The organism is Thermobacillus xylanilyticus (genome assembly GCF_907165215.1).
In the GTDB taxonomy this organism is placed as follows: domain Bacteria; phylum Bacillota; class Bacilli; order Paenibacillales; family Paenibacillaceae; genus Thermobacillus; species Thermobacillus xylanilyticus.
On record NZ_CAJRAY010000001.1, the window covers coordinates 76,308 to 100,794 of the forward strand.

Here is a 24,487-nt window from a genome sequence, read left to right on the forward strand (position 1 = left end):
GCCATGAGTGTCCGTTGGTGGAACAAACCTTTGTTCTGGCCGCTTGCCGTGTTCGGCTTGCTGCTCTTGCTCAACCTGATCTTCAAACCGGAGTTTTTCGCGATCCGCTACCAGAACGGCCATCTGTACGGCAGTCTGATCGACATTCTGAACTTCGGCTCCCCCCTGGCCATCGTCGCCATCGGGATGACGCTGGTCATCGCGACACGGGGGATCGATCTGTCGGTGGGGTCGCTCGTCGCGATCTCCGGCGCGATGGCCTGCCTGACCATCAGCCGGGGCGACGACCAGCATGCCTTGAGCCTGGTGCTCACCGCCGTCCTGCTCGCGCTGCTCGTCTCCATCGCCCTCGGCCTGTGGAACGGACTGCTGGTGGCCGGCGCGGGCATCCAGCCGATCATCGCGACGCTCATTCTGATGGTCGCCGGGCGGGGCATTGCGCAGCTCATCACGAGCGGGCAGATCATCACGGTGACGAGCAAGCCGTATAATTTCATCGGCGCCGGATGGCTCATGACCCTTCCGTTCTCCGTCTATCTGGCCGCCGCGGTCTTTCTCTTCGCCGCGTGGATGACCCGCAAGACATCGCTCGGCATGTTCATCGAGGCGATCGGCTGCAACCCGACGGCAAGCCGGCTCGCCGGGATCCGTTCCCGCTCGATCCTGCTTGCGGTGTACATGTTCTGCGCGCTGTGCGCCGGCATTGCCGGGCTGATCACCAGTTCGAACGTCTCGAGCGCGGACGGCAACAACGCCGGGCTGTGGATTGAACTGGACGCCATCCTCGCCGTCGTCATCGGCGGGACTTCCTTGAGCGGCGGCCGGTTCTCGCTGACCGGCACCCTGGCCGGGGCGCTGCTGATCCAGACGCTGACGACCACGATTTACATGCTGGGCGTTCCCCCGGAAATCACACTGGTCGTCAAGGCGTTCGTCGTCCTGGCCGTCTGTCTGATCCAATCGCCGTCGTTCCGCCGTTCACTGACGCGCGGCATTCCATGGAGCCCTGCAGCATCCGGACAGGAGGTGAGCAGACATGGTTGATCGCAAATATGTCCCGCTGCTGGTCACCATCGGGCTGTTCATCCTGATGTTTCTGGCCGGCTCGCTGCGGTATCCCGGATTTTTCTCGCTGCAGGTGTTCATGAACCTGCTGATCGACAACGCCTTCCTGCTCATCGTGGCCGTCGGCATGACGTTCGTCATCCTGTCGGGCGGCATCGATCTGTCCGTCGGCTCCGTGGTGGCGCTGACCACGATGCTGTCCGCCAGCCTGATCACGGAAGCCGGCTGGCCGCCGGCGGCCGTCATTCCGCTGGTGCTTGCCGTCGGCATCCTGTTCGGCTGGATGATGGGCGCGATCATTCATTACTTTCAGATTCAGCCGTTCATCGTCACCCTGGCCGGCATGTTTCTCGCCCGGGGGCTGTGCTACGTGATCAGCATCAATACGATCACGATCAGCCATCCGTTCTATACGCATATGGCGCTCGCGAAAATCCGCCTGCCGGGCGGCAGCTTCATCTCGATCAGCGTCGTCATCGCCCTCCTGGTCGTGGCGCTGGCCGTCTATCTCGCGCATTACACCCGCTTCGGGCGCAACACTTATGCGATCGGCGGTCATGAGTCGTCGGCGGTGCTGATGGGGCTTCCGGTCGGCCGGACGAAAATGCTCGTCTACGCGTTCAGCGGGTTCTGCTCGTCCCTGGGCGGCGTCGTGTTCACGTTCTACATGCTGTCGGGTTACGGGCTGCATACCGTCGGCCTGGAGCTGGACGCCATCGCGGCGGTCGTGATCGGAGGGACGCTGCTGACCGGCGGCTCCGGCTATGTCATCGGCACGTTCTTCGGCGTCCTGATCCAGGGCGTCATCCAGACGATCATCACGTTCGAAGGCACGCTCAGCTCCTGGTGGACGAAAATGGTCATCGGCTTGCTGCTGTTTCTCTTTATTCTGCTGCAGCGGGTCTTCACCGCGCGGTCTACGCGGAGCCAGTCTGTGTAAGATATAATCGGATTTGGGGAGGGGATTCGATTGCTGCGGTCAAGCCGAACGGCACTTGCCTGTTTCAACCTGCTGCTCGTGTGCCTTGCGATGCTGGCGGGCTGCAACCGTGAAGCGGCGGCGCCGCGCGAGGAGCAGCCGGAGACGATCGATTCCCGCATCCCCGATCTCCCGTCCGATACGGTCGCCGCGGACAAGCACAAGATCGTGCTCGGCTTCTCGCAGCTCGGCTCCGAGAGCGATTGGCGCAACGCCAATACGCGATCGATCCAGGAAGCCGCGAAGGAGGCCGGCATCGAGCTGCTGTTCGACAATGCGGAACAGTCGCAGGAGAAGCAGATCGAAGCGATCCGCCGCTTCATTGAGCGGAAAGTGGATGTGATCGCCTTCGCGCCGGTCATCGAGACGGGCTGGGAAGACATCTTGACCGAGGCCAGACAGGCCGGCATCCCGGTCATTCTGTCCGACCGCGCCGTCCAGATCAGCGATCCGTCCCTGTATGTGACGTTTATCGGCGCGGATTTCTACGAAGAAGGCCGCAAGGCGGGGAAATATTTGCTGGACAAGAAGCGCAACGATCCCGGGCCCGTCGTCATCGCGGAGCTTCAGGGCACGGAAGGCTCCTCGCCGTCCATCGAGCGCGGCAGAGGCTTCCGGGACGTCATCCGGGAGCGCGCCGACATGACGATCGCCTATTCCGCGCCGGCCGACTTCACGGTGGCCAAAGGAGCCGAAGTCATGCGCGGGTTTCTGCGGGAAAGCGGCGGCGGCATCGATGTGCTGTTCGCCCACAACGACGACATGGCGCTCGGGGCCATCGAAGCCATCGAGGAATTCGGCCTGAAGCCCGGAGAAGACATCGTCATCATTTCCGTCGACGGCACGCGCAAAGCGTTCGAGATGATGGCGGAGGGCAAAATCAACTGCGTGGTGGAATGCAATCCGCTCCTCGGTCCGATTCTGATGCAGGCCGTCCGCGAGATCTACGAGGGACGCACCTTGCCGAAGCGGATCGTCCCGCCGGAAAGTGTGTTCACCGAAGTGCTCGCGGAGAAGGAAGTGGCCAATCGACAATATTAGGAGGCGATACCGGCTTTATCTTCTCCGCTGCTTGCCGGCTCGGCGGCCGCACCCCCGATTCCGTCGATTGCTGACGAAAAAAGCAGACGCTTGTCAAAATTTGACAATTTTGATAAGCTGTCTAATATTAAAATTTTTAATCCGGTATCCGGGGTGATCCATGGGATGGATTTGGTCGTAATGAAGAGCCGGCTCGACGCCAGACAACTCATGATCGTGGATTCAGAAGTCAGAAACCAGGGGAAGAACATGATTCTCGCCTACGTGCTGTGGTACTTCCTCGGTATATTGGGCGGTCACCGGTTCTATATGAAGAAGACAGGCTCCGCGATCGCCTAGCTCATTCTGAGCATCACGCTTATCGGGCTGATCGTCACCACCATCTGGTGGATCGTGGATGCCTTCCTGGTACATACCTGGGTAAAGGATCACAACCGCGAGCTGGAGTATCGTCTCGTCTCGCAAATGATCGCCCACCAAGGTCCGCCGGCTCCGAACAGCTTCTGATGACATGAACAAGCGCGACCTGACGCTGGAACAGCTTCTCGTGCTGCAATCGGAAATGCGGCACGCCGAGAAATCGCTCGCGCTCGCGTATTTCATGCTGCTGGGCGGACACTTGGGAGTCCACCGATTCTATCTGAAGCGGTATGTAAGCGGCACTATACAGTTGATCCTTTTCCTGGCAGCCGCATTCAGCTATTTTACCGCTGCCGCCTTTAGCGGCGTCGATGAGGAATGGAACGCCCCGGCTATCATTTTCCTCGTCATCATGCTCCTGACCGGCTTGGCACTGTTCATCTGGATCATTGTCGATCTGTTCATCATGCCCCGCATGGTCAGAGAGTGGAACGAGGCGCGGGAAGCCGAGATTATTCGCAAGTTGACCGGACCAAGGCAGTCCTGATTTCGTGAATCCATAAAAAAGGGAGCTTCGACTGCGGCGTCGAAGCCCCTTTTACTTTTCGGCAACGTCGCCCGGTCTGGCATCGATATGTCCGGAATGGTGAGCTCCTCCTTCTTGTTCGTCTGCGGCTTGCTTTTTTACAAAATTTTTAGCCATCGCTTGAATCATACCCAGGTGCAGGCTTTCGTGCGCAATCAATACGTGGAAGAGCTCGCCGACGGTTTTTGCCTGAAGAAAATTGCTTTGATCCGCAACGGGGTGCGTCAGCCTGCCTTCGAATGCATCGCCGATCTCCGCCATTTGTCCCTCCAGCCGCCGCAGCAGCACATCGATTTCCGGGGGCGCATCACTCCAGCCTGACGGATCCGTTCCTGATGCGAACCAGGTTTTATATTCCGCGGGAATGCGGGATCCGGCTCCCGAAAATTGAAAGATCAACTCGTCGGTTACCGTGAGCACATGTCCGGCTTGCCAACGCATGTTGTTTCGGAATCCCGGGGGAATATGGTCAAGTTTGTCCGCAGGCAGCCCGTGCAGAGTATCCAGAATTTGCCGTCTGACATCGGCAAACAAGTTGAGGATATGGGCATCCGAACTTGAGCGGGGGTAGTCCGCGGCCAGCGCTTCAAATACTTCAATCTTACCGCCGTATTGCAGCTCGGGCCAATCGGTCGTGAGTGAGACCGCTTCTTCCAAAGATTCCGCTTCCATCACCGACACCCCAAAAATGTCGCCTTGATAGTCCTCTACAGCATGCGGGGAAACCGTCTTCCGTCCGAATCCGGCAAACCGCACTTTCTCATATCCTCTTGCCTTCAGGTTGTCCAGCCAGTTCCACAGGTCGCTGATGTTTTGCTCCGCCTGATCTTCGGGAACGACACCGCCATGGTAAACGAACAGATAATGCATTTCCGCCCGCCCCTTTCAGTTGCATTTTGAAACTGATTTGAGTATAATGAAGCTATGGCACATCAGTCAAGGAGCAACGCCATGAGAAAAACCATCAAACGTCGTTCCAATTGCCCGATCGCCTTTTCGCTCGAAGTGGTCGGGGATTCGTGGACGCTGCTCATCATCCGGGATATCGTTTTTGCGGGGAAAAGAACATTCGGGGAGTTCCTGGCCTCGGATGAGAAGATCGCGAGGAACATCCTGGCCAGCCGTCTGGCTCGTCTGGAAGAACTGGGGTTGATCACGAAGAAGCCCCATCCCACGGACGGAAGAAAGGATTTGTATGAACTGACGGACGCCGGACTGGATTTTATCCCTGTTCTGCTGGAGTTGTCTGCCTGGGGGGCCAAATATGAACCCGAAACAGCCGAGGCGGCCGCATGGCTGCGCGAAGTCCGCATGGACAAGGACCGCCTGATCCAACTGATCCGGGACACCGTCAAAAACGGAGGTTCCGTGTTCGCCGGCCCGGACAATGTGATGGACCGGCTGAAAGCCCGCTAACCTGTCCGCTTCACCCAACTACAACACACCGACGGCCAGCATGCCGGCCGCGATCAGGCCCAGCGCGTGAATGAGATGATATTGCACGCCCGTCCGGAATGTGGCGAGTTTGTCCCGCTGCAGCTTATCCTTCAGCGCATGCGCGCCGAACGCGCCCAGCGCGACCGCAATCGCCATCAGGATGCCGCCCAGCGCAATGAACGTTTCCATCCGTCGTTCCTTCCTCCTCCGGCTCGCGCCTTCCGGCGCCAAAGCCTTCTCCACATTTTTAGCGTTTGTCCGCGTGGAGCCGCCGGTGAAGCTCGCGCACCTGCTCCGCCAGCTCGGGAACGGGTCCCTCCACTTGCGCGTCGCGGATGACTTCCTGGATGGGCAAGTTCCTTACGCGGGACGGCGGAACTCCCCATTCGTCCAGCCACTCGGCCAATTGCCGGGACGAGCTGGCGTACACGATCCGGCCCAGGCCGACCCAGCCGTGGGCGGCGGCGCACATCGGGCAGTGCTCCCCGGAGGTGTAGACGGTGGCCCGGGCGCGCGCTTCCGGCGTCATGTGCTGAGCCGCCCAGCGGGCTATGGCGAATTCCGGGTGTTGCGTATGATCCCCTCCCGCCACATGGTTGTGGTCCTCGAACAACACCTCGCCTTCGGCCGATACCAGAACCGAACCGAACGGTTCATCGCCCTTCTCCAGCGCGATCCTTGCGAGCTCGACACAGCGCCGCAAATGCTTCATGTCCGTCTCCGTGATCATGTCGCCGCCTCCTTCGATCAAAAGTCATCCTCCATCTCACGCCGGCACGATGATTCGTTCGCAAGCCTGCACGACCCGTTCGCTCTCGTTGTCCAGCGAGCTGGTCGCCTCGTCGAACATCAGTATCGGCGGTTTTCCCTGCGCCGGACGGCCCCACGAGCGCCGTTTTCTCCGTCACGACGGCTTCAGGATCGCGAGCAGCTTCCCGTAACTGTCCGCCGCATCGACCTTCACTTGCCCGGTGTTCAGCTTCGCAAAAACCTTCCGCGCCCATTCGATCTTCGCCCGCTCCGCACCCTGCAGCTCCAGCGACTCCAGCGAGCCCTTCGTCTCCGCAATGAAGCAGATGTGCCTCACATCGCCTTCCCGGAACACGATCGCCCGGTCGGGATGGTAACGGCCCATCGGCGTCGGGATGAAGAACCCCCGCGGCAGCTTGTCGTACACGAGCACCTCGCCGCCCGCAACCGGCGCTTGCGCGGCCGGATGCGCCCCGTCCTCCGGCTGCCCGAACAGTTCGCGCTTCGTAAACACGCCCGCTTCGAACCGGTCGTTCAGCGCATCGTACGTGACGGCTTCGATGACCGCCGCCGCCTTCTGCTCGTTGATCAGCCTCGCGGCGCGGAGCACGAATTCCTCCGGATTCAGGCGAAACTGCCGGAACGTTGGCTCCCCGATTCCCGTCAGGATGGCCGCAATGGTCTTCCGCGTCAGCTTCGTCTCCTCCGTCAGTCTGCCGATCAGGTCCATTTTCACCCCGGACAGCGGCTGCACGTCCGCCGCCTCATCCTTGGCTTCCCGCGCCCGGAACGCTTCCCCCGCTTCCAATTGCTCCCGGGACGCGATGCGCCGCATCTCGCCATGCCGGACGGTATACCGGATGGCCGGCACCTGAAGACGGCTGTCCAGCGCCTCCACGCATTTTCTTATCAATTCGCCGGAGTCGAACCGGACGGTACAGCCCGTTTTCCGGTTGATCCGGTTCCAGAGCTTGAGGAACTCCCGCCTGTGGAAGTCGTCGTTCGCCTCCCCGGCTGCGCAATGGCGGAGGCGTTCGTTCTCCGCCACATGCTCCAGGAAAGCGCTGCGGTCCGCCGCACCCGGACGGCCGGACAGCGCCTCGGCGATCTCGCGCTGCAGCTGCCGCGCGAACTGTTCGTACGATTCGCTGGCGATGACGGTCAGCACATTGATGTCATGGACGTCGATGCCCGGCACGCCCGAATCGATCCGCTCCCCGTCCTGGTTGACGCAGAGTCTGAGCCCCCGTCCGACCTCCTGGCGCTTCTTGATCGTCGAATCGCTGTGCTTCAGCGTGCAGATCTGGAACACGTTCGGGTTGTCCCAACCCTCCTTCAGCGCCGAATGGGAGAAAATAAACCGCACGGGCTCCGCCAGGCTGAGCAGCCGCTCCTTGTCCCGCATGATCAGATCGTACGCGTCGGCATCATCGGAGTCGGCGTCTCCGGCCGTTCGTTTCGGATCGATGATGCGGTTGCTTTTTCGGTCGATCGAGAAGTATCCCTTGTGCGTGTCCTTCACCCGGATTCGCTTCAGGTAACCGGCATACGGATCGTCGCCGGCCAGCCTGCCCAGCTCTTCGGCCAGCATCGCCGCATACTCCTCCTCGAAAATGTCGGCGTAAACGCCGTTCCGCTCCGCGCCGTCCCGATCGTATTGCCGGTACTTCGCCACCTCATCAATGAAAAAGAGCGACAACACCTTGATTCCCTGCGGGAAAAGCGCCCGCTCCTTCGCGAAATGCGACTTGATCGTCTCCCGGATCTGAATCCGGCGAAGATGCAGCTCTCCGGTATCCCCCTGCACGTCGCCGGCATGCAGCGTGACGCCGTTTATGAAGCGGATGCTGCCGTCACGTCCGTTGATCTCGGATACCTTGTACCCCTTGTACTGCGCGAGGCCGCCGGACAACGCGTGAAGATCGTCGCCGACCCTGACCAGACGCGTCCGCCTGACCACGCCCGCCTTCGTCTTCGCCTCGAACTCCAGCCGGGCCGCCGGCGCCCGGTCCGCGCTCACCTCAATGCCTTCGAGGTACAAATAGCCGTCCGATCCGCCGATGCCCTTCAGCGAAATCCCCTTCACGCTGATCTTCTTCACCAGCTTCAGGTTGTAGGCGTCCAGCGCGTCCAGGCGGTAGACCTTGTTGTAGTCTTCGCGGTGCGTCGCCGAATAGCGCAGGGTAAGCAGCGGGTTGAACGCCTTCAGCGATTCCCGCGTCTTCACGCCTTCAACGGACTGCGGCTCGTCGATGATCAGGATCGGCCGCGTGTCCGCCAGCACGTCGATCGGCCGGCGGCTGCCGAAATCGTCGAGCTCCATGTAAATCCGCCTTGCCTCCCGCCCCCGCGCGTTGAAGGCCTGCGCGTTGATGATCATGACGCTCAGACCGGCGTCGCCGGCGAATTTCCCAATGTGATGCAATTGTTTCGAGTTGTATACGAAATACCGCGCCTTCATGCCGTACACGGACATGAAATGGTCTTCCGTCATCCGGAACGTCTTCAGCACGCCTTCGCGGATCGCAACGGATGGCACGACGACGATGAATTTGCTCCATCCGTACGTTTTGTACAGCTCGAACATCGTGCGGATGAACGTGTAGGTCTTGCCGGTGCCGGTCTCCATCTCCACGGTCAGGTTGTACCGGCCTTCCAGCCGTTCCGAGACCGGCAGTCCATTGCGCCGCTGCACCGCCTGCATGTTCCGCAGCACGTCTTCGTCCGGGAGCATGACGGGACGGTTCCGCGCATCCGGACCAGCGGATGGCGCGTACGGCTGCCCCGCGAAGCAATCGACAATGCTTCGCACCGCATCCAGTTGAAACGGCTGCTGCTTGAACCTGATTTTCACCGCTCGTACACCGCCTTACAGCACCCGAATGTCCGTTCCGGGAGAGAGCAGGTTGAACAGCTCCTCCACGTTGATGCGCGCGGCGTCGTCCGCGAAGCCGCTGTCGCGGAAGACGGCGTGCTGCGGGCGCATGGAAGCCATCTGCCGGATGACGGACTCCGGCACATCGTCATCGAAGCAGGCGGCAAGCACGTTCCCGCCGGCGAGGTGGACCGTCTTCCCGTCCACCCGCCGCGTCTCCATCGGCAGCGACAGCTCCAGGCCGAGCTCGAGCATGACCTGGATGAGCAGATCATCCCCTGTGCGGTCCTCCTTGATGCTTGCGGCGAGATCGAACAGGTCGGCCTGCGTGAGCTTGTCCGGCGCATGCCGGACGTCCTTCATGTTCGACGAATCGACGCGGAACACCCGGAAGCCGTAGTCGATGCCGGCCCCCGTCACTTCCCGGATCTTCTTCGCCGCGCGGCGGATCCGCGCTTTGCCGATATCGCAGATGGTCCGGTAGCCGGCCTTGCGCGCCTCGGACCGCTCGTTCGTCGGCTCGGGCAGCTGGACGAGAAGAAATCTGCGGTTGCCGCCGTCCCGCGCGTTCAGCTCCATCACCGCGTGAGCCGTCGTGGCGGAACCGGAGAAGAAGTCGAGGACGATATGTTCTTCATCCTTCTCCGTCGCGAGCGTCAGCATTTTCATGATCAGCTCTTTCGGTTTCGGACTGTCGAAGAATCGCCCGTTCAGCAGACTTTTCAGCTCTTCCGCCGCGCCGTGGGTGTGTCCCACTTCCTTGTGGTGCCAGATCGTCTCCGGCGGCTTTGTCGCTCCCTCGTCGAGAAACTGCTTCGCGTACACCTGCCAGCCCGCTTCGGTCTTTACCCACTCGACCAGCCCCTGCCTGACGTTCTCCTCGTAAGTCTCCTGGCTCCAGCGCCAGCAGCCCTCTGTCCCGTCCGGCTTGATCGGATACACGAGCGTGCCGTCCGGCGCTTCCAGCGGGAAGAACGAATTCGGCGCATCCGAACGGAGCGAGTTGCTCCCTTCCTTCCGGATGCTTCTTCTCCGGTAGCGCCGCCCCGTCGCTTCGTCCACATGGTTGAACTGCCGGACGTTCTGCTCGAACGGCTCCCGCTTGAGTCCCGCGATATCGCCTTTCACATAGCAGAGGATGTAGTCGTGGGAAGTGGAGAAACCGGTGACGTCCATGCGGGGGCTGTACACTTTTTCCCAGATGATCGTGGCGACGAAGTTGCCGTGCCCGAAGATTTCATCGCAAATCGCGCGCAGATTGGCGGCTTCGTGGTCGTCGATGCTGATGAAGATGACGCCGTCTTCCCGCAGCAGATTCCGCGCCACCTTGAGCCGGGCGTACATCATCGTGAGCCAGTCGCTGTGGAACCGGCCGTTGGCCTCGGTGTTCTGGAAGAGCCGGTTGCCGAGCTCGTCGACCTGCCCGGACTCCGCGAGATATTCCCGGACCGTTCCCCGGAAGTTGTCCTTGTAGATGAAATCCCGCCCCGTGTTGTACGGCGGATCGATGTAGATGCACTTGATCTTGTTCAGGTACGACTCCTGCAGCAGCTTCAGCACTTCCAGGTTGTCGCCTTCGATGTACAAGTTCCGCGTCCGGTCCCAGTCCACGCTGTCTTCCCTGACCGGGCGCAGCGTCTTGTCGGTCGGCACGTTCGCGTTCAGGACCGCCTCCCGCTTCCCCGGCCACGTCAGCTGATACCGCTCCTTCTCCCCTTCCGCCAGCGCGCCGGACAGTTCCTGCCTCAGCAGGTCAAAATCAACCGCCCGCACCACGCTGCCCTCTTCATCGACCGCTTCGGTGATGACATGGGGGAACAGCGCCGCGATTTTGTCTATATTGGCCTGCGTCCTGTCGGACGTTCGCATGGTCAGTTTCTTCATGATCGGCTCCGTTTCGTCTGGAATCGATGATCTAATATCTTTCGCTGCCCGGACCGGGATTCCCTGTCCGCCTGACGCCCGGGCATTTACACCGTTTCCGAATTGCAGGAAAATGGTTTAAACCGATATAAAGGTGTGACGCCCATGAACCCGTACCCCGACTATCGGATCGCCGTGGAAGCGATTATTGTGCATGAAGGCAAGGTTCTGCTTGCGAAAAGAGCGGACAATGGCGCGTGGTATGTGCCGGCCGGCAAGGCGAAATATGAGGAGACCCCGAAGGAGGCGGTCATCCGGGAAGTCCGGGAGGAGACGAACCTTGAAGTTGACTCTATCGAAGAGCTGCATGTGCGGGCGTTCAAGGGACGAAAGGCGTCGGGGGATTTCTACAGAGTCATGTTCACCTATCTGATCAGACCGGGAAACGGCGACATCCGCAGCTTCCGGTTGAACGATGAGCACACGGAATATGCGTGGGTAGGCCGGCAGGAACTCGGGGATTCGCGGTATGATTCTTTGCTGCCGGAAGTCAGGCGCATCGTTGCGAATGTCCTGATCTCGCGTTGGTAAAATTCAGCTAAATCTGTAATTTATCATTTCTTTGACGTCATCATCGTTGTATAGTCGAATCAACGTTGCAATGCGATGATCGGTGACTTGTTGAAAGGCGGGGATGATCATGCGTCAATACCGGGACCTCAACCGGCTCAACTGGAACGACCGGACGGAGATTCATGCGAAATCGAAGTTCTATGACGTGGATGCCTTTCTGGCGGATGACGCGCCCCGGATCGGGTTGGATCAGGAGGAACTGGGCGATGTGGCCGGGCGCACCCTGCTTCATCTGCAGTGCCATTTCGGCCTGGATACGCTCAACTGGGCCAGGCTGGGCGCCCGCGTGACCGGGATCGATTTCTCGGAAAAGGCGATCGCGCTGGCCAGGTCGCTCAATGACCGGCTCGGGCTTGACGCGCGTTTTCTGTGCTCGGACATCTACGATGCCAAGGAAGTGCTGGGCGGAGAGCAGTTCGACATCGTCTATACGTCATACGGCGTGCTGTGCTGGCTGCCGGATTTGGACGGTTGGGCGGATCTGATCAGCACGTCCCTGAAACCCGGGGGCATCTTCTACATGGCGGAGTTTCATCCGGTGACGTTCATGTTTGAACCGGTGGACGGCGAGCTGAAGATCGCGGATTCCTATTTCAATACCGAGACACGCCAATATGTATCGGACGTCACCTATACGGGAGATGACGATCCGTTGGCGCACCCCGTGACCTATCAGTGGCAGCATACGCTGTCCGAGATTGTCGGCGCGCTGATCGGGGCGGGACTGTCGCTGGAATTTCTGCATGAGTTCCCGTTCACGGTGTTCAACATGTACCCCGGGCTCATGACGCAGGACGAGCAAGGGCGATGGCGGCTGAAGGGGAACCACCACCCGCCGCTGCTCTTCTCGGTGAAAGCCCGGAAGGTCTGACTTGAAGGCAAGAAAGGCCACCCCAGGCGGGATGGCCTCTTGTTTATTGGGCTGCCGTATCTGCTCAGACCAATGCGGATGCGGCCATGTCTTTGTCCTGATGACCGGCTTCGATCGCGCGCCGGAACCGCTGCAGTCCGGCAGCCGCAACATCCGCGGTGAGACCCGCCTGTTCGACGGCCTCCATCACCAGTTGGGCGTCTTTGAACGCATTCGCGATCGAAAAACTGGCCGTGTAATCGTCCGCAAGGATCGAAGCCGCTTTGGACTGAAAGAACGCGCTGTCCAGCGGTCCGCCTTTCACGATGTCCGCCACCAGCGCGGGGTCGACGCCGAGTCCCTTGGCGATCGCCAGACTTTCCGCGGCGCCATGCGTCAGCGCGAACACCCAGCTGTTCAGCGCAAGTTTGAGACGGCTGGCGGCCCCGATCTGATCCGACACCCAAACGGTCCGTTTGCCGATCGCGTCAAACACCGGCTGCACGGTGTCCCGATCTTCGGCCGGGCCGGATGCGATGACGACAAGCTGCCCCTGTTCCGCCGGCTGACGGGAGCCCTGGACGGGCGCGTCATACAACCTGAGCCCGTGCTGCTTGGCGAAGCCGGCCAATTCCTCGATCGCGCTGACGCCGACCGTGCTCATCTGAATCCAGACCGCACCGCCGGACAAGCCGGATGCGGCGCTTTCCATGACATCCAGCACGGCCGCCCCATCCTTCAGCATCGTGATGACGATATCCGCTCCTTCCACAGCTTCACGCGGCGAATCCGCCACATCCAATCCGGCCGATGCCAGCGTCTCCGCCTTGGCGCGCGTACGATTCCACACGCGCACGGAGAAACCATGCTTCCGCAAATTCCGCGCCACGGGTGCGCCCATGATGCCGGTGCCAAGTACGGCGATCGTTTTGTGATACAATTTCGTTTCTGCGTTTGACATGTTGCAAACCTCCTCTTGGGTATGATTCTGTAACGTTCGTTACAAAACTCTGCAAAAAAATGCCTGCATGGCTGTGCAGGTTTTCGAACTGAAAGGAAATACGGGCTGCTCAAAGCACTTTGATGGCGACATCCACGACATCTTGCAGAAGCTGCCGACGGTCATGTCCGAGATATCCTTTGCTCAATACTCGCATCCCTTGTACCGTGTTCAAAATGAAGCGGGACAGCGCGCGAATATCCCGGTCTGCAGCGATTTCGCCGGTTTCCCGGGCACGCGACAACGCTTCGTATAAAGCCGATTCCAGGTCATTCAAATTTTGCGCCACAATGGCGGCTATCGACGGATCATGGCTGGCAAGCTCCAAGGCCGCGCTGGCGGTCATGCATCCCAGCCCTTTTTCTTCGCTGAGCTCTTCGTCGACGACATCCATCAACAGACGCCTGATGCGCTCTCTGACCGGGCCCGGGCCGGACAGCACCGCAATTTTCTCCGCCTTGAGCTCCTGATACCGGCGAAGCGAACGCTCATACAGTTCGTGTTTGCTGCCGAAGGCGTTATAAATACTGCTTCGCCCCAGTTCGGTGCCTTCCTCCAAATCTTGAATCGAGGTCGCGGAATAACCGCGCTGCCAAAAAACTTTCATGGCTGCATCGATGATATCGTCCGGATCAAACGCTTTGGGGCGCAAAGATTCACCTCCTGACCCCTTTTTGAAATGATCGTTGCAAAATAAACCATACTGCTTTATCCTCACGCTGTCAAGAAGCGGCCTGAGTCCCGCAATGTTCAGGACCAAGGCCGCTCAAGTCACAGTTTACTTGGCCGTGCATTCCCTGCACGAAAATGTCAGCGTCCGGCGACCGTCACAGCGAGAGCTCCCACGTCTCCCCGATCAACTCGGGGCCGAAGCTGCGGTGCGGTTCCTGTTTGACCAACACGAAGCCGGCCTTCTGATAGATGTTTCTCGCCTGTACAAGCACGTGGTTGGTCCACAGCACGAGTTTCTTGTAGCCCTTGCGCCTTGCGAACCGGACGCACTCGTCCACGAGGCGTTTGCCCAATCCCAATCCGCGGGCCCTCGGGTCGACGAGCAGCCCATGACCCGACGCCGAGGACAGCGGCCCAGCTTCAGGCCATCATCGATGACCTCAACACCAGTGAATATGTAATGGCCATTGTCCACTATCTGAGCAACGGTCTGGAACGCCCGGAGCTGAAAACCTTCACGCTTGCCGGCATCGAGGGCGTGGACGAATCGAACGTCGACGAAATTATCGACGCCCTGTACGAGGAACAACAGACCAGGCTGTTCAGCATCCCGCTCGGAACGCCCATCTCCACGAAACAGGATATCCAGGATTTCATTGACCAGTACCTGGGGTTGGGGGGTTAACCGGAGCAAACCTGTGCCAGGGCATATGCCTTGGCACAGGTTTCATTTCCGCCGAGAGCAGATCATGCTTCCGAATTCCATGCCGGATTCCAGACGACTTCCCACACATGACCGTCAGGGTCCTGAAAACAGCCGGCATACCCTCCCCAGAAGGTATCGCGTGCCGGAACGGTAATCACGGCACCGGCTTTTTCGGCCTCTTCCATGACCCGATCCACTTCCTCCTTGCTGCTCACATTATGACCCAGCGTGAACTCGGCAGGGTTGGGCTGCGTCTGCTTGACGTTCGCATCAAGCGCGAGATTTTTCCGTTCGAAAATGGCCAGCCGCAGACCGCCTTCCAGATCAAAGAATGCGACAGCGCCATGCTCAAATTCTTGTCCCACAATGCCTTCCGTCGGAAACCCGAGCCCATCCCTGTAGAATTTGAGGGATCGCTCCAGATCGTCAACTCCGATCGTGATGACCGTCAGCCGAGGTATCACGCAGCATCAGTCCTCTCCGGCTATTCTGCACGAGCGGCAAATCGCCGAAATTCCCGTGTTCCTAATCCATTCAACAAATGGATGGCGTTTCCTTCCCGCCATTTGGTCTTCCGCTGGATCTCGTCCTGCATCGACCGCGGCTTCCCCGCAAGTTGCTCCAACTCGTCCGAAAACGGAAAAGCAATGTGCCTGTCCCCCGGGGACCTTACGCACATTGCTTTTCGTCTTGGTGCCAGCCTTTTAACTGCGGGCAAAGATTTTCTTGTCGAAGAACACCAGCACTGCGAACAGAATGATGGCCAGGAGCAGGACGGACGCCGTCACAATAAACAGCAGCGTGGTGAACGTGTTTTCGATCTTGTAGTAGATCAGCATGCTGAGCGGCATCAGTCCGCCGCCGATCAGACTGGACCAGGCTTGCAGTTTGGCCGTCCGCTTCATGCCGATTTCCTTAAAAATATGGTAGAAAATACCATAAGCAAAAAGACTCAGCCACCCGACCACCAGGATGTGAGCGTGACCCGGCACCATCGTATAATCTTTCCTCCCGGCCAAATCCGATCCGATCATTGCGCCGATCAACGCGTATACGGCCGCGATACGGATGAGCCACTTGCCATAATGCTGCATCTTCTCACTTCCTTTACCCGCAATCCGGAACATTTCCATGCTCGGCCATTTGAAAATTTAAATGCCGCTCTTATTATACAACACTCTGGTTTAAATATCCTCTTTACATCCCGGCATGAGACTGCTGCGATTTCAGCACCCCGGCGGTTTCGAAGGATTGCACGAAATCGAGCGCCAGCAGCTTGTCGCACACATGAAGCAGATTGCGGGTGCGCGGCTTGTGCAGCTTGATCCGGAGCGTCCGGATGTCGTCCTCATCCTGATCGTCACCGGGGGCTTCCAGCGACATGCTCACAATCAGAAGCCCTTCCTTCTCGATCAGATCCGTGATTTGCGCGACGCTCCCTTCCGCGCGGGTGATCCGCAACGTGATTTCGTTTCGGCTGCGCTTGCTGTGGAGGCTTTTCTCAAGCCGGTTCAGCACCAGCAGGATGAGGATGACCAGCACCGTGACCAGCACCGCTTCATAAAAAAAGCCCGCTCCCACACACAGGCCGATCGCCGCCACCACCCAGATGGAAGCGGCGGTCGTAAGCCCCGAGATGCTCAAACCGTTGCGGATGATGGCGCCTGCGCCAAGGAACCCGATGCCGGACACGACTTGTGCCGCCAGACGCGCCGGGTCCATGCGGACATTGAATTCGCTCGCGAAGTCGCCGAATCCGTAAATGGACAGCAACATGATCATCGTGGCTCCGACACATACCAGAATGTGCGTGCGAAGACCGGCTGCATGGTTGTGCCACTCGCGTTCCAGTCCAATCAGACCGCCCAGCACCAGCGAAAGCAAAATCCGCAGCGATGAGTCCACGTAGGAAATATCCCACAGACCGGTTTCAATCACCTTCATGGCAGAGCCACCTCCTTACGACCCAATGATTCTACTTCAGCGACACCTCGGCAATGACCGGATAATGATCGGACGGATACCGTCCTTCATATAGCCCCCGGTCGATCACGACCGATTGGACCTGCCAATCCGGGGTCAGAAAGATGTAGTCGATCGTTTCACCGGTGTCGCCGCCCTTAAAGTGGTGGACCGTCCCCCCGACATCCCGGTTTGCCGCTTGCAGAACGGAATAAACACTTTGATAGCCTTCCTGCACCAGTCCCGTTACGGCGGCGTGTTCCGGCGTCACGTTGAAATCGCCCGTCAAGGCGATCGGAAGACCGGTCTGTTCGCGCAGATTCCGCATCCGCTCCCGAATCAGCTGCATGCCCTTCCGCTGCGCTTCTTCGCTGACATGGTCCAGATGCGTGTTGAACATGGCGAATTGATCGCCCGCGCTCGACTTGAACGCCGCCCAGGTGCACATGCGCGTGTGGGAAGTGTTCCAGCTCATCACCCCGAGCTGCTCCGGATTCTCGGACAAGCTGAAGTTCCCCGACCGGACCATTTCCCACTTGCTCTTCTTGTAGAAAATCGCGGTATATTCGCCTTCGGTTCCGCCGTCCCGCCCTTCGCCGACCCAGGTGTATTCCGGCAGCAGCGGCTCCAGGTCCGCAAGCATGCCGTGAAGCCCTTCCTGAACGCCGATGATGTCCGGATCATGCTTCTTGATCGTCTCGGCAACCGCCTTCGTACGGTTCGGCCAGGCATTGTCCCCGTCGGACGCCACGTTGACTCTCAGGTTGAACGACATGATTTTTAATTGCATGAGGTGCCTCCACTCCGCGTTTGTCTGTATCGGATGTTCGGAATCAATTTCGGATCGGTTTACTTTTCCTTGCTGCCTCTGCCGTAAACGAAGTACATCGTAATGCCGGACATGACCATCAGCACGACCGAGTAGACGAGCGTCATGGCACGGGCGATAATGCCCGCTTCCGCGTCCGTACTGTTCTTGATGACAACCCCCAGCGTCTGGTACACGGGGTGATACAGGAAGACCGTCAGATCGTAATCGTCCAAAATTTTAATGAAGTTCAGCGCAAGGACGGCCAGCGTTGACGGCAGCACGATGGGCAGCAGCACCCTGCGGAACGTATAGAACGGTCTTGCGCCCATGTTCCGCGCGGCATCCTCCAGGTTGTTGTCCAGGCTGAAGAACGAGGCCTTCACCATGCGCATCGTAAACGGAATGTGGATGATGACATAACCCAGAATGACGATCCAGTGCGTCCCGGTCAGCACCGTGTTCCCGACGATGAGACGGGGGATGTTGAACGCCATCACAAGACCGATCGCGATCAGCGTGCTCGGCAGAATCCACGGAATCAGCAAGGAATATTCCAGCGCCAGCGCAAGCTTGCTGTTTTTGTACTTATGCAAAATTCTCGACGCGTACAGCGCGAGGGCCACGACGCCGATTGATCCCGCCGCGGCATACAGAACGCTGACCAGATACGGTTTCAGCGCGCTCATCGAGGTGAACAGCCGGGCGTAATTTTCCAGCGTGAAGCTGTCCCAGGTGATGGTCGACGTCGAGATGCTCTTGGCATCGGTGAACGAGAACAGCAAGATCAGCGCGACCGGCGTGATATAAATCAGGAACAGCACGTAGCCGATGATATGCACGACGACATTGGCGAACTTGTTGTTGATCTTCTGTTTGACGAGCGCGGATTTCACTTTGGAAACGGACATGTAATTGCCGCGTTTCTCAAACTGAATCATGATCGTCAGCAGGATGATCGTGGCGAGCCCCAGCACGAGCGCGAGGAGTGCCGCCAGATCCTTGGACGTCTGGCTCTTGGAGAACGTCAGGATCATGGGCGCGATCGTCTGGAATTCCGGCCCGCCCAGAATGAGCGGAGCCGACATGGCGCCGAGTCCCGTCAGGAACGTCAGGATCGTCAGCGCGAAGATCGTCGGTTTCAGTACGGGAAGCACCACGCGCCACAAAATATAGAAAGCGCCGGCCCCCATCCCTCTGGCAGCTTCGACGGTCTGATAGTCGACCTTGCGGATCGCATTGCCCAGGAACAGGATATGGTTCGATGTGCAGGCGAACGTCATGACGAACAGCACGGCCCAATAACCGTGAAACCATCCCCGGTCCATGGACGGGAACAGGTTGGCCAGCACGTTGGTGACGAGTCCATTCTCACCGTAAGCAAACTTGTAGCTCGACGCCACAACGACCCCGTGATACAGCAAAGTCGTGAAGAAGCCGAGTTTCAAAATTTTGGCGCCCTTGATATCGAAATATTCGGTCAGCAGCACCAGCGCGATGCCGACCACATTGACCGTGATCATCAGGGACACGGCCAGAATGAAGCTGTTGGTCAAGCTGTTCATGGCGCGCTTGGAGGACAACAGCTTTTCCACGGCATCCAGCGAGAAGCTGCCGTTCTTGAAGAAGATCTCTTGGTAAACATTCAGATTCGGAAAAATGAGAAACGCGATGATGAACCAGGCGATGAGCACAAAGAGCAGAAGTTGCCCGTAATTTATCGACCCGAACTTGTTTTTCAATGTTTGTACATTCAATTTCCTCGCTCCGTCCGATCGTATTGCATAATATCCGCGAGCCTGATATATACATCGGTTTCCGTGCCGACTTCGAATCCGATCTGCCCGTTTTCCTTCTCGATCGTTTTCATCCGGCTACCGCCGCCCATCTCCAATACATACTTGCTGTACAACCCGTAATATTCGCGATCGACGATTTTGGCCTTCAGGCGCACGACATCGTCGCCCGGGATCGGCGTCAGATTCACTTTTTCATTCCGGATATAAGCGACTTTGCCGGGCGGCACATGCGCTTTCAACGGACTGCTCTCGATCAGCTCCGGGTCAATCTTGTTGATGTCGCCGATGAAATTGCATACAAACTCCGTTCTGGAGTGATTATAGATTTCGTAAGGCGTGCCGACCTGTTCAAGATTGCCGCTGTTGAACACCGCAATCCGATCGGACAGCGTCAGCGCTTCTTCCTGATCGTGCGTGACGTAGATGGTGGTGATGCCGAACTGTTTCTGCAGCTCTTTCAGTTCGTTCCGCAGCTGTACGCGCAATTTCGCATCCAGATTGGAAAGCGGTTCATCCAGCGCCAGAATGGACGGTTTCAGGACGAGCGCCCGGGCAATGGCCACCCGCTGCTGCTGTCCGCCCGACAGTTCGGACACCTTCTTGAACAGCTGCTCTTCCTTCAGGTCGACCTTGCGGGCGATATCGCGCACATCCGCGTCGATTGCCGATCTGGCCGCCTTCTTGACCTTCATGCCGAAGGCAATGTTCTCGTACACGGTCATGGTCGGAAACAGCGCGTAGTTCTGGAACACCATGCCGATGCCGCGCTTCTCGATCGGGACATGCGTAATGTCTTTGTCCTTCAGGAAGATGTTCCCGCCCGAAGGGGAAATGAACCCCGCCAGCGTGCGAAGAATCGTCGTTTTCCCGCAGCCGGACGGCCCCAGAAACGTGAAGAACTCGCCTTCCTTGATTTCCAGATTGAAGTTCTTGATGGCATGGAACGATCCGAAATGAATCTGGATATCTTTAAATGTGATCAATGCGCTCACCATGCTTTGGCTTAAATTGTAAGAGAGAGAACTGCATAGCCTGGACGAGAGCCATGCAGTTCCCGATTGACGCTGGTTCAGTTGATGATCTGCAGTTCGATTTTCTCTGCCCAGAGGTCGATATGCTCGGCAATGAACGACCAGTTGAGCGGCTGCGCCTTCATGTTGCCGAACAGCTGCTTGATGTGGTCCGGCGCTTGATCAGCCGCTTCCGGAATGACCGGCATGGCGCTGAATTCCGCGGCGAACTTGCCTTGCATTTCGGCGGAACCGAACCATTCGACAAAACGTTGTGCCGTATCCAGCTTCTTGGTGCCGTTCACGATCGCGATATGCTCGACGACCATCGGGACGCCGCCTTCCGGACCGACAACGCCGACTTTGACACCGTATTCTGCTTCCCGCTTGAACTTCTCGCCGGACACGACGGTGCCGATTCCGATCTTGCCGGCAGCCATGTTGGCGTACAGGTCTTCGCCTTCCACCATCGGCTGTCCGTTGTCGTACAGCTTCTTCAGCTCGTTCCAGCCTTCTTCGGAAATGCCGAGGTCGCCGTTTTCGTCGATGTACGGCATCAGGATGCCCGCCACAACAAGCCGCGACGTCGCCCGAGTCAGATTGGTCGGCGCTTCATATTTGCCCTTGAACGCTTCGTTGGTGTACAGATCCTGCCACGATTTCGGCGCCGTCTCCGGCGTGTACTCGGCTTCGTTGTAGCCGATCATGATCGCCTGCTTGACCAGAGCGTGATAGTAGCCTTCCGGATCGTTCAGGTTCTCCCAGACTTCCGGCGCCCACGAAGGCACGTATTCCGTGAGGACGCCTTCTTTTTTCAGATTTTCGTAGAAAATGTTGTTCAGACCGAACACGACGTCCGCGATCGGATTGTTCTTCTCCGCAATCAGGCGGTTGGTCAGATCGGCGCCGCCCGCTCCGACGATCTCGATATCGAAGCCGGCTTGCTTGGCCTGTTCGATCCACCATTCGCCGCGGCCGTCGGAGTTGGAGTTCGTGTAGACGATCAGTTTTTCATTTTTGACTTCGCCGCTGTCGCCGTTGCCCGACCCCGCGGTGTTTTCGTTTCCGCTGTTGCTGCCGCTGTTCGTTTCGCTGCCGCTTCCGCTGTTGCCGTTGTTGTTGCCGCCTCCGCAAGCCGTAATCACCAGGCAAGTCAGCACCAGAAGTACCAACGTTTTCATCATTCTCGACATTTCTGATCAACCCCGCTTCTTGTAGTCATGGCGAAACGCTTCGATCCAATACCGATTTTCTCTCGATGATTTGGGTCTGAATTTTTACCGTAATGTGCTGCTCTTTCGACTGACGGACACGCTTCATCAGCAGCTCGACGGCTGCCGCCGCAAGCTTGTCCGTGTCCTGGCGGACGGTGGTGAGCGGCACGGGCGTGAGCGCCGACAGATAAGTATCCGAGAAACCGACGATTGACAAAGTTTCCGGAACAGAGATGTTCATGTGAAGCGCGGAAAACAAGGTGGCAATGGCGACCTGGTCATCCGCACACATGACCGCCGTCATGTCGGGATTGTTCCGGATGAACTCTCCCTGCTCGGCGTCATACTGGTGAACGTGGCCCGGTTTGATGCTCGACGTCCGGAAGTGAATGTACTCGCTTTTCACCGGAATCCCGTGGTCCAGCAAAGCTTGAATGTACCCCTGGTACCGTTCCCCGCGGCTGGTGATGTTCTCGATGACGTTGGACGAGAATCCGATTTCCCGATGTCCCTTGGAAATCAGATACTTCGCCATATCATAAGAGCCCTGAAAATGGTCGTGATAGACGCAATCGATCGGAATCTCGTAGAACACCCGGTCGATGATCACGCTCGGAATTTTCTCCATTTTCAGTTTGAACACTTGGTTGCTGCAGGATTTGCTTCCCAGCGGGAACAAGATGATGCCGCTGACGCCCATTTCGGCAAGCGTTTGCAAGCACCGCCCCTGATCCTCTTCGTCCTTGCTGATTCTTAAAATCAGGTCGTACCCGTGTTTGCGCACCTCGTGCTCGACCGCCGAAATGATTCTTGACGTATAGTCGGTCATGTGGGGGACGATGAGCGCAATCATTTTGTTCTCTTTCTTGTCGGCGGGGGGTTGTGCAGGTATCTCTGTCGTCCGTGCACGATCTTCTTGCCGTGTTCCGGACAGAAATGTCCCTCTGCGCGGCAAACGATATACAATCCCTCGCTCGACAAGCTGTTCCAGCGCCAATTTGCTCGTCATTCGGCTGACGCCGAACAACTTCGCAAGTTCGCCTTCGGACGGCACCGGATCGTGAGCTTTGAGCCCCCTGCTCTCGATGATCTCCAGAACTTTGTCGGCGATCTGCAAATAAAGCTGCTTTTTGGGCTTGCTGTTATTACTCATGTCCGGACATTCCTCTGGTTTGGGCCGGCCAAGCCCGATTGATGGTATATACCATTAGCTTAAGCTGATATAAACCATAAGTTATGTCACTGACATATTCAATGGTATTTTATTGTCTTGTTTATACTGGTTTATTTTAACAACTTGTCTGCAGGCCATGATAAAAGGGAGGCTCGTGGAAGAGCGCTCCCTTATACCGTCATTGTTCAAAGTATTTGGGTGCAATACCGTAATATGCGGGCCTTTCTCCTTTTTGTTCAACAAGCGATAAATCGAGCAAATATTTGGCCATTTTTCTGACGGTCGCCGGCGACTTGCCCAGTATATTTGACAGTTCCGCTACAGTTAATCCGCTGCTGGAATCAAAGAAATAATTCTGAGCCATGACGAACATGAAATCTCTGAACACTTTGGGCAGATGACTCAAACTTGTATCGCTGTTTATTTTTTGGGCCGCAATGTCCAATAAATAACTCTTTTCTTTAAGTTCTGCGTTCATCGCTTTAAGCTCATCAATCATGATTTCCAGAAAAGTTTCAATGAAACTGTTCATCTCACCTCTGCTTCTGATACTGTTTGAGATCTCAAAAGCCTCAAGGTACTTCGATTTATATTTATTGCATCCTCTGGAGAGCGCTAGAGAGGAAATATTACCCAGATCTTTGGCTAAATACATGCTGCTGATAAACCGGGCTGTTCTTCCGTTCCCATCGTAAAAGGGATGAATATAACCAAAATAATAATGCCCTACCGCGACTTTAATGACATTTGGAATATCAAGTTGTTCATCATTCATAAATTGCAGCAGTTTGTCAATCAAGTTTATAATTTTGGTTTCCGGAAAAACTCCTTGGTGGACAACTTTACCGGTTCCCGATTGTTTTAATACGTAAGCGATTCCTTTCCTGAACACCTCGCCATCGGGCAGATCCTGAGGATCAATTTCCCCTCCTGTTATATTGTCATATATTTTTCTTACATCCTTTGAAGTGCGGGGATACGCAATATCATCCAAATCCAGCAGGCGAAAGTATGATGAGATCATACTTTCAAATCTCTTTTTTGATTTCCTGTTGAATAATGTATCTTTGGTGCTTCTGACAATTTCCTCCCTGGTGCTTCTTATTCCTTCCAGCTCATTTGTGTTGTACAGCTCCTCCGCAATACATTCAATAATAAACTGCTTCCGTGCAATGTTTGGGAGTTCCCTGTATCTTGAATCAAGCTCCTTCGATATGATGAAAAGCTCACTGATCATTTTTAGCATCCTGTTGGTGGGCACATAATACAATTCATATGTATTGCCCTGACCCATTGGTTTGATATGCAGGCCAAGTTTAATGGTTGAGTGGAAGCTGATCCTCTCTTCATACACTCGATTAAAGACAGGAGTGCTGTTTTCGTGAAATATTTTGTGCAAGTGCCTCATAAGGACCACCCACATCCATTATATTACCAGTATTTTTGCACATTGCACTAACAATGTCTATATCTATGTGAGAAAATCATGGTTTTTTTATACTTGGAAACCAGCAGAACTTAGCCCAACACTTTGATATGCGCACCACAGACACATCGTCCGTTGCCGTTGTTCTTGATTTTTACTTTTCTCTTGCATGAAGGACAAACGACAAACATGCGTTAACACCTCGATTCTCAAAGTGTTAACAGCTTTGACTTGGCTAGGGGCTAAATATACCTCTGTTCCGACAAACGAATGATTA

General features: G+C 57.1%; 26 protein-coding genes. 9 read left to right on the forward strand and 17 right to left on the reverse strand.

What is annotated here, in order from left to right; all coding sequences use genetic code 11:
• Positions 1 to 3: 3 nt before the first annotated feature.
• The 5 genes from KJQ12_RS00310 to KJQ12_RS00330 all read left to right on the forward strand — a co-directional run bounded on the left by KJQ12_RS00310 (position 4) and on the right by KJQ12_RS00330 (position 3,992).
• Positions 4 to 1,044, forward strand: a complete 1,041-nt coding sequence (locus KJQ12_RS00310; RefSeq protein ID WP_213483009.1) for an ABC transporter permease — start codon at positions 4 to 6, stop codon at positions 1,042 to 1,044.
• Positions 1,037 to 2,005, forward strand: a complete 969-nt coding sequence (yjfF, locus tag KJQ12_RS00315; protein WP_213483010.1) for a galactofuranose ABC transporter, permease protein YjfF — start codon at positions 1,037 to 1,039, stop codon at positions 2,003 to 2,005. Before KJQ12_RS00310 ends, yjfF begins: the two co-directional genes overlap by 8 nt.
• Positions 2,006 to 2,035: 30 nt before the next feature.
• Positions 2,036 to 3,085: an ABC transporter substrate-binding protein gene (locus KJQ12_RS00320; protein ID WP_015253088.1), complete on the forward strand. Its 1,050-nt coding sequence runs from the start codon at positions 2,036 to 2,038 to the stop codon at positions 3,083 to 3,085.
• A gap of 165 nt (positions 3,086 to 3,250) precedes the next feature.
• On the forward strand, positions 3,251 to 3,424 hold the full coding sequence (locus tag KJQ12_RS19800) for a TM2 domain-containing protein (protein ID WP_342344769.1): 174 nt from the start codon (positions 3,251 to 3,253) through the stop codon (positions 3,422 to 3,424).
• Positions 3,425 to 3,596: 172 nt separating this feature from the next.
• Complete coding sequence (locus tag KJQ12_RS00330) at positions 3,597 to 3,992, forward strand: NINE protein (protein WP_213483011.1); 396 nt, start codon at positions 3,597 to 3,599, stop codon at positions 3,990 to 3,992.
• 51 nt (positions 3,993 to 4,043) lie between these two features.
• On the opposite strand, the gene KJQ12_RS00335 is transcribed toward KJQ12_RS00330, so the two are convergent.
• A complete protein-coding gene (locus tag KJQ12_RS00335) occupies positions 4,044 to 4,901 on the reverse strand; it encodes a DinB family protein (protein ID WP_213483012.1) in 858 nt (285 codons plus the stop codon).
• Positions 4,902 to 4,982: 81 nt separating this feature from the next.
• Here KJQ12_RS00335 and KJQ12_RS00340 point away from each other — a divergent pair, with 81 nt between their 5' ends.
• The gene (locus KJQ12_RS00340; RefSeq protein WP_015253095.1) at positions 4,983 to 5,447 is read left to right on the forward strand and encodes a winged helix-turn-helix transcriptional regulator; all 465 of its coding nucleotides are present in this window, start codon (positions 4,983 to 4,985) and stop codon (positions 5,445 to 5,447) included.
• 18 nt (positions 5,448 to 5,465) lie between these two features.
• Here KJQ12_RS00340 and KJQ12_RS00345 read toward each other — a convergent pair whose 3' ends face one another.
• The 4 genes from KJQ12_RS00345 to KJQ12_RS00360 form a co-directional block, all read right to left on the reverse strand.
• Positions 5,466 to 5,657, reverse strand: coding sequence for a DUF423 domain-containing protein (locus tag KJQ12_RS00345; protein WP_213483013.1), 192 nt, complete (start codon positions 5,655 to 5,657; stop codon positions 5,466 to 5,468).
• Positions 5,658 to 5,715: 58 nt separating this feature from the next.
• Positions 5,716 to 6,198 (reverse strand): nucleoside deaminase, encoded by a 483-nt coding sequence (locus KJQ12_RS00350; RefSeq protein ID WP_015253108.1) that lies wholly within the window; start codon positions 6,196 to 6,198, stop codon positions 5,716 to 5,718.
• A gap of 174 nt (positions 6,199 to 6,372) precedes the next feature.
• The gene (locus tag KJQ12_RS00355) at positions 6,373 to 9,072 is read right to left on the reverse strand and encodes a restriction endonuclease (RefSeq protein WP_213483014.1); all 2,700 of its coding nucleotides are present in this window, start codon (positions 9,070 to 9,072) and stop codon (positions 6,373 to 6,375) included.
• A gap of 15 nt (positions 9,073 to 9,087) precedes the next feature.
• A complete protein-coding gene (locus tag KJQ12_RS00360; RefSeq protein ID WP_213483015.1) occupies positions 9,088 to 10,977 on the reverse strand; it encodes a site-specific DNA-methyltransferase in 1,890 nt (629 codons plus the stop codon).
• Positions 10,978 to 11,121: 144 nt separating this feature from the next.
• On the opposite strand from KJQ12_RS00360, the gene KJQ12_RS00365 reads away from it, so the two are divergent.
• The gene (locus KJQ12_RS00365; protein WP_213483016.1) at positions 11,122 to 11,547 is read left to right on the forward strand and encodes an NUDIX domain-containing protein; all 426 of its coding nucleotides are present in this window, start codon (positions 11,122 to 11,124) and stop codon (positions 11,545 to 11,547) included.
• 109 nt (positions 11,548 to 11,656) lie between these two features.
• A complete protein-coding gene (locus KJQ12_RS00370; RefSeq protein WP_213483017.1) occupies positions 11,657 to 12,460 on the forward strand; it encodes a class I SAM-dependent methyltransferase in 804 nt (267 codons plus the stop codon).
• Between the two features lie 64 nt (positions 12,461 to 12,524).
• Here the strand turns inward: KJQ12_RS00370 and KJQ12_RS00375 are convergent, their stop codons facing one another.
• From KJQ12_RS00375 to KJQ12_RS00385, 3 genes are all read right to left on the reverse strand, one after another.
• Positions 12,525 to 13,400, reverse strand: coding sequence for an NAD(P)-dependent oxidoreductase (locus KJQ12_RS00375; RefSeq protein ID WP_213483018.1), 876 nt, complete (start codon positions 13,398 to 13,400; stop codon positions 12,525 to 12,527).
• 109 nt (positions 13,401 to 13,509) lie between these two features.
• Positions 13,510 to 14,091 carry a TetR/AcrR family transcriptional regulator gene (locus KJQ12_RS00380; protein WP_213483019.1) on the reverse strand — a complete coding sequence of 194 codons (582 nt, stop codon included), beginning with the start codon at positions 14,089 to 14,091 and terminating at the stop codon, positions 13,510 to 13,512.
• Positions 14,092 to 14,266: 175 nt separating this feature from the next.
• Positions 14,267 to 14,521, reverse strand: coding sequence for a GNAT family N-acetyltransferase (locus tag KJQ12_RS00385; protein ID WP_332306840.1), 255 nt, complete (start codon positions 14,519 to 14,521; stop codon positions 14,267 to 14,269).
• A 50-nt stretch (positions 14,522 to 14,571) separates the two neighbouring features.
• On the opposite strand from KJQ12_RS00385, the gene KJQ12_RS00390 reads away from it, so the two are divergent.
• Entirely contained in the window at positions 14,572 to 14,796 is a 225-nt protein-coding gene (locus KJQ12_RS00390) for a hypothetical protein (RefSeq protein ID WP_015253114.1), read from the forward strand.
• A 62-nt stretch (positions 14,797 to 14,858) separates the two neighbouring features.
• On the opposite strand, the gene KJQ12_RS00395 is transcribed toward KJQ12_RS00390, so the two are convergent.
• The 9 genes from KJQ12_RS00395 to KJQ12_RS00435 form a co-directional block, all read right to left on the reverse strand.
• Entirely contained in the window at positions 14,859 to 15,281 is a 423-nt protein-coding gene (locus KJQ12_RS00395) for a VOC family protein (RefSeq protein ID WP_213483020.1), read from the reverse strand.
• Positions 15,282 to 15,521: 240 nt separating this feature from the next.
• Positions 15,522 to 15,911: a hypothetical protein gene (locus KJQ12_RS00400; RefSeq protein ID WP_041853722.1), complete on the reverse strand. Its 390-nt coding sequence runs from the start codon at positions 15,909 to 15,911 to the stop codon at positions 15,522 to 15,524.
• 103 nt (positions 15,912 to 16,014) lie between these two features.
• The gene (locus tag KJQ12_RS00405; RefSeq protein WP_213483021.1) at positions 16,015 to 16,761 is read right to left on the reverse strand and encodes an MgtC/SapB family protein; all 747 of its coding nucleotides are present in this window, start codon (positions 16,759 to 16,761) and stop codon (positions 16,015 to 16,017) included.
• A 31-nt stretch (positions 16,762 to 16,792) separates the two neighbouring features.
• Positions 16,793 to 17,569, reverse strand: a complete 777-nt coding sequence (locus KJQ12_RS00410) for an endonuclease/exonuclease/phosphatase family protein (protein WP_213483022.1) — start codon at positions 17,567 to 17,569, stop codon at positions 16,793 to 16,795.
• A gap of 59 nt (positions 17,570 to 17,628) precedes the next feature.
• A complete protein-coding gene (locus KJQ12_RS00415; protein ID WP_015253119.1) occupies positions 17,629 to 19,344 on the reverse strand; it encodes an ABC transporter permease in 1,716 nt (571 codons plus the stop codon).
• Positions 19,341 to 20,369, reverse strand: coding sequence for an ABC transporter ATP-binding protein (locus tag KJQ12_RS00420; protein WP_041853723.1), 1,029 nt, complete (start codon positions 20,367 to 20,369; stop codon positions 19,341 to 19,343). The genes KJQ12_RS00415 and KJQ12_RS00420 overlap by 4 nt, the downstream gene beginning before the upstream one ends.
• Positions 20,370 to 20,455: 86 nt before the next feature.
• Positions 20,456 to 21,589 (reverse strand): extracellular solute-binding protein, encoded by a 1,134-nt coding sequence (locus KJQ12_RS00425; protein ID WP_213483023.1) that lies wholly within the window; start codon positions 21,587 to 21,589, stop codon positions 20,456 to 20,458.
• Positions 21,590 to 21,614: 25 nt separating this feature from the next.
• Positions 21,615 to 22,763 carry a GntR family transcriptional regulator gene (locus tag KJQ12_RS00430; RefSeq protein ID WP_213483024.1) on the reverse strand — a complete coding sequence of 383 codons (1,149 nt, stop codon included), beginning with the start codon at positions 22,761 to 22,763 and terminating at the stop codon, positions 21,615 to 21,617.
• 199 nt (positions 22,764 to 22,962) lie between these two features.
• On the reverse strand, positions 22,963 to 24,192 hold the full coding sequence (locus tag KJQ12_RS00435) for a Fic family protein (protein ID WP_213483025.1): 1,230 nt from the start codon (positions 24,190 to 24,192) through the stop codon (positions 22,963 to 22,965).
• Between the last annotated feature and the right edge of the window lie 295 nt (positions 24,193 to 24,487).